This is a genomic window from Gymnodinialimonas phycosphaerae (assembly GCF_019195455.1).
In the GTDB taxonomy this organism is placed as follows: Bacteria; Pseudomonadota; Alphaproteobacteria; order Rhodobacterales; family Rhodobacteraceae; genus Gymnodinialimonas; species Gymnodinialimonas phycosphaerae.
This window is the reverse complement of record NZ_JAIMBW010000001.1, coordinates 2,412,280-2,428,334: the sequence shown is the minus strand read 5'-3', so window position 1 is coordinate 2,428,334 and position 16,055 is coordinate 2,412,280. Positions and strand designations below refer to the sequence as shown.

Annotated in this window: 15 protein-coding genes; 11 read left to right on the top strand and 4 right to left on the bottom strand. The window is 63.3% G+C overall.

Going from position 1 to position 16,055, the window contains the following annotated elements; translation table 11 throughout:
• Window positions 1-37: 37 nt before the first annotated feature.
• The gene (locus KUL25_RS12030) at window positions 38-976 is read right to left on the bottom strand and encodes a hydrogen peroxide-inducible genes activator (RefSeq protein WP_257893154.1); all 939 of its coding nucleotides are present in this window, start codon (window positions 974-976) and stop codon (window positions 38-40) included.
• 499 nt (window positions 977-1,475) lie between these two features.
• Here KUL25_RS12030 and KUL25_RS12025 point away from each other — a divergent pair, with 499 nt between their 5' ends.
• Genes KUL25_RS12025 through mnhG form a run of 7 tightly spaced genes read left to right on the top strand, consistent with a single transcriptional unit; the run spans window position 1,476 to window position 7,318 of the window.
• Complete coding sequence (locus tag KUL25_RS12025) at window positions 1,476-3,821, top strand: putative monovalent cation/H+ antiporter subunit A (protein WP_257893153.1); 2,346 nt, start codon at window positions 1,476-1,478, stop codon at window positions 3,819-3,821.
• Window positions 3,818-4,249, top strand: coding sequence for a Na+/H+ antiporter subunit B (locus tag KUL25_RS12020; protein ID WP_257893152.1), 432 nt, complete (start codon window positions 3,818-3,820; stop codon window positions 4,247-4,249). Before KUL25_RS12025 ends, KUL25_RS12020 begins: the two co-directional genes overlap by 4 nt.
• Window positions 4,249-4,653, top strand: a complete 405-nt coding sequence (locus KUL25_RS12015) for a Na+/H+ antiporter subunit C (RefSeq protein WP_068359190.1) — start codon at window positions 4,249-4,251, stop codon at window positions 4,651-4,653. The genes KUL25_RS12020 and KUL25_RS12015 overlap by 1 nt, the downstream gene beginning before the upstream one ends.
• Window positions 4,650-6,149, top strand: coding sequence for a Na+/H+ antiporter subunit D (locus KUL25_RS12010; protein WP_257893151.1), 1,500 nt, complete (start codon window positions 4,650-4,652; stop codon window positions 6,147-6,149). The genes KUL25_RS12015 and KUL25_RS12010 overlap by 4 nt, the downstream gene beginning before the upstream one ends.
• On the top strand, window positions 6,146-6,622 hold the full coding sequence (locus KUL25_RS12005; RefSeq protein WP_257893150.1) for a Na+/H+ antiporter subunit E: 477 nt from the start codon (window positions 6,146-6,148) through the stop codon (window positions 6,620-6,622). Before KUL25_RS12010 ends, KUL25_RS12005 begins: the two co-directional genes overlap by 4 nt.
• The gene (locus tag KUL25_RS12000; RefSeq protein WP_257893149.1) at window positions 6,619-6,942 is read left to right on the top strand and encodes an MrpF/PhaF family protein; all 324 of its coding nucleotides are present in this window, start codon (window positions 6,619-6,621) and stop codon (window positions 6,940-6,942) included. Before KUL25_RS12005 ends, KUL25_RS12000 begins: the two co-directional genes overlap by 4 nt.
• 43 nt (window positions 6,943-6,985) lie before the next feature.
• Complete coding sequence (gene mnhG / locus KUL25_RS11995; protein ID WP_257893148.1) at window positions 6,986-7,318, top strand: monovalent cation/H(+) antiporter subunit G; 333 nt, start codon at window positions 6,986-6,988, stop codon at window positions 7,316-7,318.
• A 52-nt stretch (window positions 7,319-7,370) separates the two neighbouring features.
• Here the strand turns inward: mnhG and KUL25_RS11990 are convergent, their stop codons facing one another.
• The 3 genes from KUL25_RS11990 to KUL25_RS11980 are packed head-to-tail and all read right to left on the bottom strand — an operon-like array spanning window position 7,371 to window position 11,423.
• Window positions 7,371-8,180 (bottom strand): metallophosphoesterase, encoded by an 810-nt coding sequence (locus KUL25_RS11990; RefSeq protein ID WP_257893147.1) that lies wholly within the window; start codon window positions 8,178-8,180, stop codon window positions 7,371-7,373.
• Window positions 8,181-8,226: 46 nt separating this feature from the next.
• Window positions 8,227-10,758, bottom strand: coding sequence for an ABC transporter permease (locus KUL25_RS11985; protein WP_257893146.1), 2,532 nt, complete (start codon window positions 10,756-10,758; stop codon window positions 8,227-8,229).
• Window positions 10,755-11,423 carry an ABC transporter ATP-binding protein gene (locus KUL25_RS11980; protein WP_257893145.1) on the bottom strand — a complete coding sequence of 223 codons (669 nt, stop codon included), beginning with the start codon at window positions 11,421-11,423 and terminating at the stop codon, window positions 10,755-10,757. The genes KUL25_RS11985 and KUL25_RS11980 overlap by 4 nt, the downstream gene beginning before the upstream one ends.
• On the opposite strand from KUL25_RS11980, the gene KUL25_RS11975 reads away from it, so the two are divergent.
• From KUL25_RS11975 to KUL25_RS11960, 4 genes are all read left to right on the top strand, one after another.
• Window positions 11,422-12,105 (top strand): arylesterase, encoded by a 684-nt coding sequence (locus KUL25_RS11975; protein WP_257893144.1) that lies wholly within the window; start codon window positions 11,422-11,424, stop codon window positions 12,103-12,105. The genes KUL25_RS11980 and KUL25_RS11975 overlap by 2 nt on opposite strands.
• Before the next feature lie 79 nt (window positions 12,106-12,184).
• Complete coding sequence (glpD, locus tag KUL25_RS11970) at window positions 12,185-13,744, top strand: glycerol-3-phosphate dehydrogenase (protein WP_257893143.1); 1,560 nt, start codon at window positions 12,185-12,187, stop codon at window positions 13,742-13,744.
• Entirely contained in the window at window positions 13,741-15,210 is a 1,470-nt protein-coding gene (gene glpK, locus KUL25_RS11965; protein WP_257893142.1) for a glycerol kinase GlpK, read from the top strand. The genes glpD and glpK overlap by 4 nt, the downstream gene beginning before the upstream one ends.
• Window positions 15,203-16,048 (top strand): carbon-nitrogen hydrolase family protein, encoded by an 846-nt coding sequence (locus KUL25_RS11960; protein ID WP_257893141.1) that lies wholly within the window; start codon window positions 15,203-15,205, stop codon window positions 16,046-16,048. Before glpK ends, KUL25_RS11960 begins: the two co-directional genes overlap by 8 nt.
• The last annotated feature ends 7 nt before the right edge of the window (window positions 16,049-16,055 follow it).

The following is a 16,055-nucleotide window of genomic DNA, read 5'->3' as shown; positions in this document are numbered from 1 at the left end:
TCCCGGCGAAGGCCCGCAGGGCATCGACAAGCTGCCGCTATCCTTCCAACACAAGTTCCGGAAAACGGCGCGCGGTGTCGCGGATTGCGCTCGCCAGACGCTCGAACGCCGGGGCCGCGCCGGAGGACGACCGCCACACCAATCCGATGGAGCGCGAGAAGCGCCGCCCCCGGAAAGGGCGCACGACGACGTCATTCGCGCGCCCCTCGATTTCCGAGCGGACGTAGAGCGCGGGCAGGAACGTCAGCCCCATGTCCAGCGCCACCATCTGCCGCAACGCATCCAGCGAGGTGCCCTCGTAGTCGCGCGACATGTGGGCTCCGGTCTCCACGCACAGGGCGCTGATCTGGTCATGCAGCGCATAGGCGGGCGACAGGGACAAGATGGTCTGATCCGCAAGCTCGGGCCCATCGATGTTGCCTTTCGCGGTCAGCGCATGATCGATCGGCATCGCAAGGCCCAAGGGTTCCCGGAACAGCCGCGCGGATGTCAGTCGTGCCCCTTGCACGGGCAGTTGGGTCAGGATCAGATCATGGGTGCCGTCGTTGAGTTCCCGCACCAGATCCCTTGGCGCGTTCTCCCGGATATAAAGGCGCAGATCGGGGTGGGTCCGGTGCAGGTCGCCGACGACATGGGGCATCAGGTAGGGCCCAAGCGTGGTCGACGTACCCATCCGAAGCGTGCCGCCAAGCCCCGATTGCAGCGTTGCCGACAAATCGAGGATGCCTTGTCCCGCGTCCAGGATCTCACGGGCGCGGCGCGTCACCTCGCGCCCGGCCTGCGTCAGCCGAACCGGGCCGCGCCCGCGCTCCACCAAGGTCAATCCCAGCGAGTCTTCCAGCGATTTGATCTGTACCGACAGCGAGGGTTGCGAAATCCCGCATGCCTCTGCGGCTTCGCGGAAATGGCGGGTATCTTCCAAGGCTGCAAGATAGCGGAGCTGTCGAAGGGTGAAGGGGAGGGAGGTATTGCGCACGGTCGTATAGCTTTTTCCAATGGGGAATTCATGTTCACTTGGGTTGGAGCTATATCAAAACTCCTCTAACTCAACATCACCGAGACAAATAATTTGGTCAGAGGGCGGCATGCGCCGCTGACCAAACGTGGCCCTGCTGTGCTGGTGGTTGTCCCTTCCAGTGCTCACAGACGACGCAGGTCCACAACCTCGAACGCCCGTGGGCGGCTCCTGCCGTCAGTCGCTCACGGGTCGTTCGGGCGATATCCTTTCAGACCGTTTTGTTGGCGACCTCTTTCATTGGCATAAACTATCAAAAATAAAATTGCCGAAGGATTGATCTATCAATAGGCCCGTCCTATCTGCCGAAAGGAAGAGGCTGGTTCAGAAAAGTGCACCACAAGGTGGACGCAAGCAGGGTTTGCGCCAACTTGAGATACACCAGCCAACCATTGTGACATCGCTTGAAGGCAGCGATCTGAGAAGAAGCCCGAATGGGTGGAGATAAGGGGCAGTTGAAGTGGCAGTAGGCGGGGAAGAGGTAGCACGGGTCGCAGGTGGCCCGGCAGGATGGATATCGGTCCTGATCCCGGCGCTGTTGTTTGCGTGGTTCGCGCAGTTCCTGGGGCCGGTGGCCGCGGGCGAGACACCCCTGATCGGGATCGATTGGGTCCCCTCCATAGATATCCGCCTGGAAATACTGATCGACGGTCTGTCATTGACGTTCGCGTTGCTCATCTCGGGCATCGGCGCCTTGGTGGCGCTCTATTCGTCGCGCTATCTTGGCAATCACCCGGAATATCCCCGCTTCGTGCTATATTTCATGACCTTCATGGTCGGCATGTTGGGCCTTGTTCTGGCCGACAACCTGATCTCTCTTTTTGTTTTCTGGGAGGTGACGACGATCTCTTCCTACCTGCTGATCGGGTTCAACTCCGACAGTGCCAAATCGCGTCGTTCCGCGCTTCAGGCGCTGTTCGTGACCGGGGCGGGCGGCCTGGCCCTGCTGGCTGGCATGATCCTTCTGGGCGCGGCGGCTGGCACCTATTCGTTGACCGAGATCCGGGGCATGGGCGACGCGATCCGCAACCATGACCTTTATGTTCCGATCCTGATCCTTTTCCTCGCGGGCGCGTTTACCAAGTCCGCGCAGTTTCCGTTCCACTTCTGGCTTCCCAACGCCATGGCCGCGCCGACGCCCGTGTCGGCCTATCTGCATTCGGCCACGATGGTGAAGGGCGGTGTCTACCTGATGGCACGCATGAACCCCACGTTGGGCGGGACCGAGCCGTGGTTCTGGGCGCTGGTCATTGCGGGCGGCTTCACGACCGTGTTCGCAAGCGTTCTGGCGATCCGTCAAACCGACATCAAACAGGTCCTCGCCTACACGACGCTGATGGCGCTGGGGGCGCTGACGCTTTTCATTGGCGCGGGCACCAGCGACGCGATCAAGGCGGCGATGTTGTTCCTTGTCGTCCATTCCCTCTACAAGGCCGCGCTGTTCCTGATGATCGGCATCGTCGACAATCAGACCGGCACCCGAGAGGTCGCGCACCTGCGCGGGTTGGCGCGCAAAATGCCCATCACCTTCTTCGCAGGCGCGCTGGCGGCCATTTCCATGGCCGGTATCCCACCCTTCGTGGGCTTCATCGGCAAGGAGTTCCTTTACAAGGCGGGCCTTGGCATGGACACGGCCATGTTGTGGATCACCGGCACGATCTTCGCAGCCTCCGCTCTGATGTTCGTCGCGGCCGGTATCGCTGTCGCGCGTCCCTTCCTCGGGCGCACGCCCGAGCGGTTCAAGGACACGACCGAGGGGCCCATGGCCATGTGGCTTGGCCCGATCATCCTTGGCGCGCTGTCGTTCTACTTTGGCATTTTTGCCGATGTGCCCGAGGTCTGGCTTGTCGGTCCCGCCACGGATGCCGTCTACGGCAGCGACGTGTCCGTCGACCTCTATCTGTTCCGCGAGGTGAATTCCGCCTTCATCCTGTCGCTCGTCACTTTCGGCGTCGGCTTTATCCTCTACCTGCTGCACGCTCGCCTGCGCGACCTGCTGGTCGCGATCATTTCCGCCAACCCGATCAAGTTCGATCCCGGCTGGGATCACGGGCTTGATGGTCTCAAGGCGTTGGCCGGATGGCAGACGCGGCACCTGCAAAGCGGGATCCTTCAGCGCTACGTCTTTATCATCTTCGCCACTTTCGCGGTTGCCGTCGGGGCCACGCTTTACTTGCAGGATGTTCTCAACTTCCGCGTCGATGTCGCCGCTGAATTCGATGGGTTGCTCTTCAAACACTGGGCCGTGCTGCTGTTCATCACGGCGGGGGCGCTGCTGACCGCCCTGACCCAATCGCGCATGACCGCCATCGCGGCGCTTGGCGTCGTGGGCATCGGCGTGGCGTTGATCTTCATCATCTTCTCTGCCCCCGATGTGGCGATTACCCAGTTGCTGGTGGAAACGCTGGTGGTCGTGCTCGTCGCTGTCGCGATGTTGAAACTGCCCCACCTCAGCACCCGCACCGCAGAGCCGAACCGCCCCGTCCACGCGGCCCTGTCGATCACCGTCGGCGTGCTGACGACGCTGGTGCTGGTCGCGGTTCTGCAATCCGACCTCGACCTGAGCCTGACCGAGTATTTCAACGCGACCTCCTGGCCTGACGCTTACGGGCGCAACATCGTCAACGTGATCCTGGTGGACTTCCGTGCCCTTGATACCTTCGGCGAGATCGCCGTCGTCGTCGTCGCCGCCCTGTCGGCCTATGCCCTTCTGCGCGGCACCCGCTACGGCACCATCCGCGAGGACGAAGCGCCGCAAAGTGGCGGGCCCGCCGTCCCCGACGCAACCGTGGAGGGCAAGCCATGATGAACTCCATCATCCTCAACGCGGCAACGCGGCTTGTGACGGCTCTGCTTCTGTTGTTCTCGGTCTTCATGCTGCTGCGCGGCCACAACCTGCCCGGTGGTGGCTTCATCGGTGGGCTGATCGGGTCTACCGGGTTCATCCTCTACGCCATTGCCCAAGGCTCGGCTGCCGCCCGCCAGGCCCTGAAGTACGAGCCGCAGGACATCGCCATGATCGGCCTTGGCATCGCGCTTGCCTCTGGCGTGTTCGCCGTCTTCTTCGGCGAGGCCTTCTTTACCGGCCAATGGTGGTTTGCGGGCGCGGACCCGGCAGATCCCGACGACAAGGGGCTGCCGATCAGCTCTGTCCTGTTCTTTGATATCGGAGTGTACCTCGTGGTTTTCGGCGCCATCCTCACCCTTGTTTTCGCGCTGGAGGATGAAGTCTGATGGAACTCCTTGTCGCGATCATGGTCGGCGTTCTTGTCGCCGCCGCCGTCCACCTGATGCTGGCCCGCAACGTGTTGCGGTTCCTCTTTGGGCTGATCCTGATCTCCAACGCGGCCAACCTGACGATCTTCGTCTCGGGCCGCCTGACGTCCGAGTCGCCGCCCCTGATCCCCGAGGGCGACTACGCCCCCTTGGCCGACGCCGCCAACGCGCTGCCCCAGGCCCTTGTGCTGACCGCCATCGTCATCGGCTTCGGCCTTTTCGCCTTCGCCCTGACGTTGGTCTACCGCACCTATCAGAACCTCGGCACGCTGAACTCCGACGAAATGCGCCTGGCCGAGCCTGTCGAGGACACGCCGTCCGACCCCTCCAAGGCCTATATCGCTTATGAGGCGGACAAATGAGCTGGATCCTCGCCGCCCCCATCATCATCCCCTTCGCGACCGCCGTCCTGGCGTTTCTGTTTCGCCATGGGCCCGAGGGGCGCTGGCTTAGCGTTCTGGGCTCCGCTGGCCTTCTGATCGCGTCGATCATCCTGATGGTCGAGGTCTGGGACCAAGGCGTCGTCGCCGCACAAATGGGCGAATGGCCCGCGCCGTTCGGCATCACGCTGGTCGCGGACCTCTTGTCGGCTGTCATGGTGGTGATCACCGGGATTACCGGCCTGGCGATCGCCATTTACGCCTTGGCCGACATCGAAGAGCGGAAAGAAAAACTCGGCTATCACGCCCTCTACCAAGTGCTTCTGGCGGGTGTCTGTGGCGCGTTTCTGACCGGCGACCTCTTCAACCTCTACGTCTGGTTCGAGGTGATGCTGATCTCGTCCTTCGGCCTTCTGGTCATGGGCGGCAATCGGCAACAGCTGGACGGGGGCATCAAGTACGTGACCCTCAACCTCGTCTCGACCGTCATGTTCCTCAGCGGCATCGGCCTGCTTTACGGGATGACCGGAACGCTCAACATGGCGGACCTGCACAGTGCCGTGCAAACCGTGGAAAACCCCGGCCTGCTGGTCGTGATCGCCGTGATGTTCATGGTGGCCTTCGGCGTCAAAGCCGCCGTCTTCCCGTTGTTCTTCTGGCTTCCTGCCAGCTACCACACGCCCGCCATCAGCGTTTCCGCGATTTTTGCAGGCCTTTTGACGAAGGTGGGTGTCTATTCCCTGATGCGGATGTTCACGTTGGTCTTCACCACGGACGTGGCCTACACTCACACGATCCTTTTGTGGGTGGCAGGCTTCACCATGGTCACGGGCGTTCTGGGGGCGGCGGCGATGAACGACTTCCGTCGCATCCTGTCTTTCCACATCGTGTCCCAGATCGGCTACATGATCCTTGGCCTCGCGCTGTTCACGCCGCTGGCCATCGTGGGCGCGGTCTTCTACCTCGTGCACCACATCATCGTAAAAGCGAACCTGTTCCTTGTGGCGGGCGTGACACGCCGCATCGCCGGCTCCACCGACCTCAACCAGATCGGGGGCCTCTACAAAACCGCGCCGCTTCTGGCGCTGCTGTTCCTGGTTCCGGCGTTCTCTCTGGCCGGGTTCCCGCCGCTCTCGGGGTTTTGGGCCAAGTTCATCCTTGTGAAAGCGGCGCTTGAGAACGGCAACTACTGGATTTCGGCCGTGGCCCTCATCGTTGGCCTGTTGACGATCTATTCCATGACCAAGATCTGGGGGAATGCCTTCTGGAAGCCGCACCCTGCGGGATTGCAGCCCAAGCTTTCCAGCTTGCCTGCCAAGGACCGCGCCGCGCTGCTGCTGCCCATCGCGGCGCTGGCCGCCCTCACCTGCGTCATTGGCCTCTTCCCAGAGCCCTTCGTGCTTTTCGCCGAGCGCGCCGCTGACCAACTGCTGAACCCGCAGCTATATATTGATGCTGTATTGGGAGGTGCCTCGTGAACGTTTTTGCCCTCAACGTCGCCCTCGCCGTCGCTTGGGCCGCCCTTACCGGTGATTTTTCCGAGCTCAACCTGCTGATCGGCTTCGCGCTGGGCTCTGCCGCGCTTTTCGTGACGCGGCCCCTCTATCCGGGGACAGAGCGGTACTTCACCCGCGCCACGTCGTGGGTCAGGCTGATCCTGGCTTTCCTTTGGGAACTGGTCGAAGGTTCCATACAGGTCGTGATCGACGTGCTGACACCCCAGCACCGCTCGCGTCCCGGTATCATCGCCGTGCCGCTTGATTCCCACCGAGAGATGGCGCTGCTGATCCTGACGAACTACATTTCGCTGACACCCGGCACGCTTTCGTTGGATGTAAGCGAGGATTGCCGTACGCTCTATATTCACGCCATGTTCGCCGATGACCCCGACGAGATCCGTCGCGCGATCAAGGAAGGGGTCGAGCGCCGCGTGAAGGAGGCCATGGAATGAACCCGCTCCTTGTGACTGCCATCGATATTTCCTTCATCCTCGTGATGCTTGGCATCGTTGGCGGCTTCATCCGCCTTGTGAAAGGACCGTCGCTCCCCGACCGTATCGTGGCGCTCGATATGATGACTGTGCTTATCGTCAGCTTCTGCGGCCTCTATGCGATCCAATCGGGGGTAACCGCCTTCGTGGACGTCGCCATTGTCGTGGCGATCATCGGATTTCTGGCAACGGTCGCGTTGGCGCGCTTCGTGGACCGCAGTCAACGTCGGTCCGAGCCGTTGCCGCCCAAGAACTCGATCCGGACGGAGGACGCGCCATGACCGTCAAACCAGCGATTTGCCACGTTGATACCGGAGGGTCGCCATGTTGATGGAGTACATCATCGCCGGGCTCATCATTTCCGGCGGCTTCTTCTGCTTCGTCGCGGGGCTGGGCGTGTTGCGCCTGCCCGATGTGCTGATCCGCATGCACGCATCCACCAAGGCGGGAACGTTGGGCGCTGGCCTGATCCTGATCGCCGTTGCCGTCTTCTTCGGCGATATCCCCACGATCACCCGTGCCGTGGCGACGATCCTCTTTCTGCTGATCACTGCGCCCGTCGCCGCCCATATGATCGGCCGTGCCGCGTTCCGCGCGGGCGTCCCCCTGTGGCAAACCAAGATCGAAGAAGGGGCGCGGGAAAAGCTGTCTCGTTAACCACGTCTACGAAATTGATATACGATTGATATACCCTTGGCGGGTGTGTCGGTCAGGTCTGGAGGAAATCATACCGTCCGTTCGTCCGCACGGCGCAGGCTGTCAACCGCCCCGTTCGCCACGCGCCTGTGTCTGTGCCGATCCGGCCCTCGGACACCACCGGCGCATCGATCTCGGTGTGACCATGGGCGATCCAGATGTCATCGCCGCGTGGCCCGCCGTCGAATTCCGGGTGCCCCCAAAGCAGAACGCGGGCTGATTGGTCGTCCATGGCGTGGCCCGGATCGGCCCCCGCATGGACCGCCCAAAGGTTGCCCGACGTCCAGCTGAGCGGCAGATTTTCAAGCCATTTCAACGTGTCCGAAGGAAGGCGACGGCGCAGTGTGGCGGCAGCAATGGGATAAGCGTCGAACTCCGGGCTTTCCTCCAGATCCGCGGTTGCAATGCCGAACGAGCGCAAGGTCTCCACCGCGCCCGAGCGCAACCAGCGCGGCCCCCGCGTGGCGGGATCGGCAAGAAAGTCGAGCATCATCCGCTCGTGACTGCCCATCAGGCAGGTCACGTTGTCGGGGAAGCTTTCCTGCAACTCTTTCATCCGCGCCAGAACCACGGCGGAATCCGGCCCTAGGTCGATGTAGTCGCCCACGAAAACCAGCTTCGGATCCGCCGCCGAGGTGCCGCCGATATGAGCATCGATCAGTTCCAGCATCAGTTCCAGAAGATCGGCGCGTCCGTGGACATCGCCGATGATGTAGGTCTGATGTTCGGGCAGCGGCATATCTTGTGTCGCCTGCGTTTCAGCTTCCGCCGGCACCTCGGCCCGAGATTTCCGCCCAAGAAAGGATCGCATCGATTTCAACATCCTTCACAGGTGCGCATTCACAGGTGATTTGGCAAGGGAAAAGCCGCTACCCGCGTGCCCGCAGAACCTGCGCCGGACGGCTTGCGAGGGGGCGCCACGCGAAGGCCAGACCCGCCAGCAGTGTGGCACTGGCGCCGCCCAGGATGATCGCAAGCGCCGAGATCGGCTCGAACACGTAGTCCGTGTCCATCACGAAGGTCATCACGGCCCATCCGCCAAGGGCCCCGGTGAAGATGGCGACAAGCCCTGCGGCCGCCCCTAACAGGCTGGCGCGTAGGGCAAAACTGGCCAACACCGTGCCCCGTGACGCCCCAAGCGTTTTCAGAACAGCCGCCTCGAACACACGTCCCCGCTCGCCCGCTGCCGCCGCACCGATCAGAACCACGAAGCCGGTCAACAGCGTGGCGAGGGCGGCGTAAGAGGTCGCCCGCGCAATGCCGCGCAGGGCTTCGGCCACACGGTCCAGCGCGTCTCGGACGAGGATGGCCGTGACGTTCGGGGCTGCCCCCGCCACATCGCGCAGGATCTGCGCTTCGGCTTCCTCTTCCGCGTAGACCGTCGCGATATGGGTGTGCGGTGCGCCCGCCAGCGCGGCCTCGTTCATCGTGACGATGAAACCTATGCCCGCGTTTTCAAAGGATACTTCGCGGAAGGCGGCGATTGTTGCGGTGATGTCCCGGCCCAAAACGTTGACGGTGATCTCATCGCCCAGATCAAGCCCGATCTCCTCGGCCTCTTCTGCTGCGAAGGCGATCAGTGGCGGGCCGGTGTAGTCGTCGGGCCACCATTGGCCCGCCGTGATTTCGCTGTCGGGCGGTGGGCCCGCCATGTAGGTCACGCCCCGGTCGCCTTGCAGCACCCAGTGATCGCCCGCCACTTCCTGCGCGCTGACGCCGCTGATCTGGGTGATTACACCGCGCAACATCGGGGCGGTATCGACCCGGCTGACCTGAGGGTCGTTCTCGACCCGGTCGAGGAAGGGCTGAAGCTGATCGGGTTGAATATCAACGAAGAAATAGCTTGGGGCGACGTCCGGCAAATCGCGCTGAATGGCGCTGCGCAGGTTGGTGTCGATCTGCCCCACGGCGGCCAGCACGGCAAGCCCGAGGCCAAGGGACAGCACCACGGATCCGGCTTCGGAGCCCGGCCCGCCGACGGCCCCCAACGCGGTGCGGACCGCCGTGTGCCCGCGCACGAACCGTGCCCGCGCCAGACGTCGGCACAGGGCCCGTATGCCCCAAGCAGCAAGCGCCAGGAGCGCCAGCGCAAAGAGCAGCCCCGCCGCTGTCCCAAGCGCCAGCCGAGGGATGCCCGACGCCCACACCGCAGAGCCTACGAGGATTACCGCAAGTGCAACGATCACAAGGACGTAGCGCCACTCTGGCCAAGCTGCAGCACCGATTGACGCATCCCTGAACAGTGCTGCCGCCCGCACCTGCGCCGTGCGCGCCAAGGGCCAAAGGGTGAAGATCATTGCGGTCAACGTGCCGTACCAGGCGGCCTCCAGAAGCGGAGCGGGATAGACGCTGATCGCTACGGGGACGGGTAAAATCGCCTCGATCACCGGGGCGAAGGCCAGCGGCGCGAAGGCCCCAAGAACCAGGCCCAAACTGACGCCCATCGCGGTCAGAACACTGACTTGAAGGAAGTAGGTGGCAAAGATCGTACGCCCCTCTGCACCGAGGGTTTTCAGCGTCGCGATCGTTGCGATTTTTCCGTCCAGGTACGCGCGGACGGCCGCTGCAACGCCGACACCGCCCACGGCAAGGCCCGCAAGGCCTACCAGCACCAGAAACGCACCGATGCGGTCGATGAACTCTGCCACACCCGGCGCGCCGTTGCGTGCGTCGCGCCACCGGGCGCCGGTCGCCTCCAACGGAGAAGCCGCTGTTTCCGCATCGGCCAGGTCCGTCCCCTCGGGCAGACGCAGCCGGTACTGACTTTCGTACAAGGTACCGGTCTGGATCAGGCCGGACCCCTCAAGGCCTTGCAGGGAAACGATTGTTCGCGGCCCCAGCCCGAAGCCCGAGGACGCACCATCAGGCTCGTCCAGCAGGAGGGCGCGCAACTCGAATTCCTGTGTGCCAAGACGGAAGGTGTCGCCCACCGACAGCGCCAGCCGGTCCACCAGAAGCGGTGCGATGACTGCGCCGGGCAGGTCGCGGGTTTCAAGCGCCTCCGCCATCGTCATAGGCGGGTCCAGACCGACCTCACCGTAAAGCGGCCACGCGGCATCCACCCCGCGCACTTGGGTCAAGCCCCGCTCGACCTCGGCGCGGTCGACCACAACCATGGAGCGGAAGTCGACGGTTTCCGATACCTCGTCGGCCAGGTCTTCCATCAAGGCGCGCTCGGCATCATCGGCGAAGCGGTAGGTGAAGGTCAGTTCCGCATCGCCACCCAGGATCACGGCGCCTTCGCGGGCGAGGCCTTCCTCAATCGACACGCGGACAGAGCCAACGGCCGCAATCGCCGCGACGCCAAGCGCCAAACAGGCCAGAAACACACGGAACCCGCGCAGGCCGCTACCAAACCCGGCTCGTAATTCACGTCGCGCAATTTTCAGGGCAACGCTCACGAAGCGATCCGTCCGTCACGCAGGCGGACTTCGCGGTCGCATCGAGCAGCCAGTTCCGGCGCGTGTGTCACAAGGATCAGCGTCGCGCCGTGACGGTCACGCAGGGCCATCAGCAGATCCATGATCTGCGCGCCCGTCGCACCGTCGAGGTTGCCCGTCGGTTCATCGGCCAGAAGAATATCGGGGCGCGGCGCGGAGGCCCGCGCCAATGCCACGCGCTGCTGCTCGCCGCCGGACATCTGCGAGGGGTAATGCCCGGTCCGCGCGGCCAGCCCCATAGCGTCCAACTCGGCCTCGGCGCGGTCGAACGCATCCGCAACGCCCGCCAGTTCCAGTGGCGTGGCGACGTTTTCCAGCGCAGTCATCGTCGGGATCAGGTGGAAGCTTTGGAACACCACCCCCATATGTTCACGGCGAAACCGGGCCAGTTGGTCCTCTGTCATCGCGGTCAGATCGTGGTCCAACGCCATGACGGACCCGCCGCTGGCCTTCTCCAACCCGCCCATCACCATAAGGAGCGACGATTTGCCAGACCCCGATGGACCCGTCAGCGCCAACGTTTCGCCGCGTTGCACTTCAAGGGTGATCCCATGCAGGATGTCCACGCGGCCCGCGTTGCCGTCCAACGACAATGTCGCGTCGGTTAAAGATAGGAGTGCCGTCATGTCTAAACTCTTCCGTTCACTTGTGACGTCATATGGGGCTTTGCGGCAGGGGGGCAAGGTGGCCCTGTTCGCGATGCTCGCCACACCGGCAGCGGCGGAGGAAACGACGATCCTTGCACTGGGCGACAGCCTGACCGCGGGCTACGGCTTGTTCGACGCAGAGGGCCTTGTGCCCCAGTTGCACGATTGGTTGGAAGCGCGGGGAAACGACGTCCGCATCATCAACGCGGGCGTCTCGGGCGATACGACGGCGGGCGGTTTGGCGCGCGTGGAGTGGAGCCTGACACCCCAGGTCGACGCGATGATCGTGGCGCTTGGTGGCAATGATTTCCTGCGCGGTATCGACCCGGACGTGAGCCGTGCGAACCTTGACGGGATCATGCAAATCGCCCGGGGCGCAGACCTGGAGGTGCTGCTGGTGGGCATCGTGGCCTCCGGCAACTATGGCGCCGAATATCAGCAACAGTTCAACGGGATGTACCCGGCATTGGCGGATAGCTACGGCACGCTTCTGGCGCGCGACTTTTTTAACGGGTTCCGCGCCTCGGTGGACGCGGGGGCGGAGGTTTCGGATTTCATGCAACGCGACGGCATCCATCCGAACGCAGCCGGGGTCACCCTGATCGTCGAGGATCTGGGGCCGCAGGTCGAAGCGCTGATAGATCGCGCAAATAGGGAATGAAAACGAACGCAAAAATTGACAAAACGAACATGGACTGACATGACGCCCGCAAGCCGACGCATGCGAAAAGGACCGCATCATGGATAAGCCATACGACCTGTTTGTCATTGGCGGGGGCATCAACGGCTGTGGCATCGCCCGCGACGCGGCGGGCCGGGGTCTAAGCGTTTGTCTGGCCGAGATGGAAGACCTCGCGAGCGCGACGTCCAGCGCGTCCACCAAGCTGTTTCACGGTGGCCTGCGCTATCTGGAATACTTCGAGTTCAAGCTGGTTCGTCATGCCCTTCAGGAACGCGAGACCTTGTTGCGCGCCATGCCACATATCAGTTGGCCCATGCGTTTCGTGCTGCCGTTGTCCAGGGACATGCGGTTCGACAACTCGACGCCCACGTCGAAGATCCTTGGCACCGTGATGCCCTGGATGAAGGGGCGGCGGCCCAATTGGCTGATCCGGTTGGGCCTGTTCCTGTACGACAATCTGGGCGGGCGGCAGATCCTGCCCGGCACCAAGAGCGTCAGCCTTGACGGAACGGCCGAGGGCGCGCCGCTACAAGACCGTTTCAACAAGGCCTATGAATATTCGGATTGCTGGGTCGAGGACGCGCGCCTTGTGGTGCTGAACGCCCGCGATGCCGAGATGCGCGGCGCGCGCATCCTGGTGCGCACAAAGGTCGTCTCTGCTCAGCGCGAGGGGGACCTTTGGCGGATTGAGCTGGAGGGCAAGGGGGCCGACACGATCTACGCCCGCGCGCTGGTGAACGCTGGTGGCCCATGGGTCGCAGACATCGTGCGCAACGTGGCGCGGCAGAACTCCAGCGAGGGGGTGCGGCTGGTGCGTGGATCGCACATCGTGACGCGCAAGCTCTACGATCACGACAAGTGTTACTTCTTCCAAGGCACCGACGGACGGATCATCTTCGCGATCCCCTACGAGGGCGACTATACCCTGATCGGGACCACGGACGCCGAGCATACCGCCGACCCGCGCGAAGCGGAATGCACGCCGCAGGAACGGGACTACTTGCTGCGGTTCGCGAACGCGTATTTCAAGCAAGTGTTGAGTGCCGAGGATGTCGTCTGGACCTACTCGGGCGTGCGGCCGCTCTATGACGATGGCGCGAAATCAGCCACGGCGGCGACGCGGGATTACGTTCTGTCCTTGGACGATGCCGGCGCGCCGATGCTCAATGTCTTCGGCGGCAAGATCACCACGTACCGCGTGCTGGCCCAGGACGCTTGGGCCAAACTGGCCCGCTTTTTCCCCGGCGCTCCCGGCGATTGGACGGCGGGCGTACCGCTGCCTGGCGGCAACTTTCCAGTCGATGGCGTGGCGGATCTGACCCAAGATTTGAAAGTCGCCTATCCGTTCCTGGGCGACCGTTGGGCCGGTCGCATGATCCGGGCCTATGGAACCGAAGCCTCGGACATCCTCGGCATGGCGAAATCGGCGGAAGATCTGGGGCGTGATTTCGGCGCCACCCTGACAGAGGCCGAGGTGCGCTGGCTGATGACCCATGAATATGCGCGCAAAGCGGCAGATGTGGTCTGGCGCCGCTCGAAACTTGGGCTCAAACTGACGCCCGATCAGATCGCGGAAGTAGACGCCTTCATGGCCGTGCAACAGGGAGACGCAACATGACCCAAATCCTTGCCATCGACCAGGGCACCACCTCGACACGTGCGATCGTGTTCGACGGGGATTTGCGGCCCAAGGCCAGCGCCCAGAAGGAATTCACCCAGCATTTTCCGGCATCGGGCTGGGTCGAGCATGATCCGGAAGAGATCTGGGACAGCGTGCAAGAGACCTGCAAGGACGCCTTGGACCAAGGCGGCGACGTGGCGGCTATCGGCATCACCAACCAGCGTGAAACCGTCGTCGTCTGGGACCGAGAGACCGGCGCGCCGGTCTACAACGCCATCGTGTGGCAGGACCGCCGCACAGCATCGCTTTGCGCAGATCTGAAAGCGGCGGGTCATGAGGATATGGTGCGCGAAAAGACCGGCCTGCTGCTGGATCCCTATTTCAGCGGCACGAAACTGGCGTGGATACTGGACAACGTGGAGGGCGTGCGGGCGCGCGCGCAAAAGGGCGAACTGGCCTTTGGCACCATCGACAGCTTCCTGATCTGGCGCATGACCGACGGCAAACGCCACGTCACGGACGCCACCAACGCCGCGCGGACGCTTCTTTATAACATTCGCGACGGGCGATGGGATGATGACATACTCCGTATGCTCAACATCCCTGCCAACATGCTGCCCGAGGTGCTGGATTGCGGCGCCGACTTTGGCGAGACGTCCCTGTTCGGCGCGCCTCTGCCGATCCTTGGCGTGGCCGGTGATCAGCAGGCGGCAACGGTGGGGCAGGCGTGTTTCCAGCCCGGCATGTTGAAATCCACCTATGGCACCGGGTGCTTCGCACTGCTGAACACGGGCGATACGCTGGTGACGTCGCAAAACCGGATGCTGGGAACGATTGCCTATCAGTTCGACGGCACGCCGACCTATGCGCTGGAAGGCTCCATCTTCATCGCGGGGGCGGTGGTGCAATGGCTGCGCGATGGGCTGAAGATCATCGATGATGCGCCGCAATCCGCCGACCTGGCCGCGGCGGCGGACAAGACACAAGACCTCTACTTGGTGCCCGCCTTCACGGGCCTCGGCGCGCCCTACTGGGACCCTGACGCGCGGGGTGCGCTTTACGGGCTGACACGCAACTCTGGCCCCGACGAGATCGCAAGGGCAGCGCTGGAAAGCGTCGGTTTCCAGACCCGCGACCTGCTGGAGGCGATGGCCGCCGACTACCCCGGTGAAACGGGCAACGTGCGGGTCGACGGCGGCATGACGGCCAGCGATTGGACGATGCAGTTCCTCAGCGATATTCTTGGCGCGCCTGTGGATAGACCGCAGGTTCTGGAAACCACAGCGGTTGGCGTGGCCTGGATCGCGGGGACAAGGGCCGGGATTTATCAAGACCAGGCTGGATTTGCGAAAACCTGGGCTGTGGATAAGACCTTCACGCCCCAGATGGACGCGACCACGCGCGACGCGCGCTATGCGGGGTGGAAGGACGCCGTGGCACGGACTTTGACTAACCGTGGATGATCTACGCCTTGTCAACCTGAAGCTAGCCATGGGGCAGATGTGCTCGGGCGATACGCACGCGGACAATATCGCGACCGTGACAGCGCTTGCCGCCGAGGCGGCGGGGCAGGGCGCAAAGGTTCTGGCCCTGCCCGAGGTGGCTGGCCTGATGAACGCCAACCGCAAGGTGGCGCTGACGCAGGTGTCGCAAGCCTGTGATGATCCGTTCATTGCCGCCTGTCGCAACCTCGCCGCCAAGCATGGCCTCTGGATCCACACCGGATCAACGCCCGTCACCGCACCGGACGGGCGGTTTCTGAACCACTCCACGCTGATCGACGCGGATGGAGAGATCAAAGCCGAATACGACAAAGTCCACCTCTTCGATGTCCAGATCGAGGGGCAGGCCCCCATCGGCGAGTCCAAGCGCTATGCCCCCGGCAACGCGCTAGTCATGGCGGAAACTCCTTGGGGCGGCTTCGGGCTGACGATCTGCTATGATCTTCGGTTTCCCTACCTATACCGGACCTTGGGCCAAGCGGGCGCGCGGGTAATCTTCATCCCCTCGGCTTTCACTGTTGCCACGGGCCGGGCCCATTGGGAAATCCTGCTGCGCGCCCGTGCGATCGAGACCGGGGCTTTCGTGATCGCCGCCGCACAATCGGGCACCCATGCCGATGGCCGCGAGACCTATGGCCATGGGCTTGCCGTGGACCCCTGGGGCCGCGTTTTGGCGGACATGGGCGAAGGGGCGCCGAAGGTGGCCTTGGTGGATCTGGATCTGTCGCTGGTCGACAAGGCGCGGGCGCAGATCCCGGCGTTGACCACGGGGCGCGACGTGCCCCTTCGCCGCGTGTAGGGCGGGA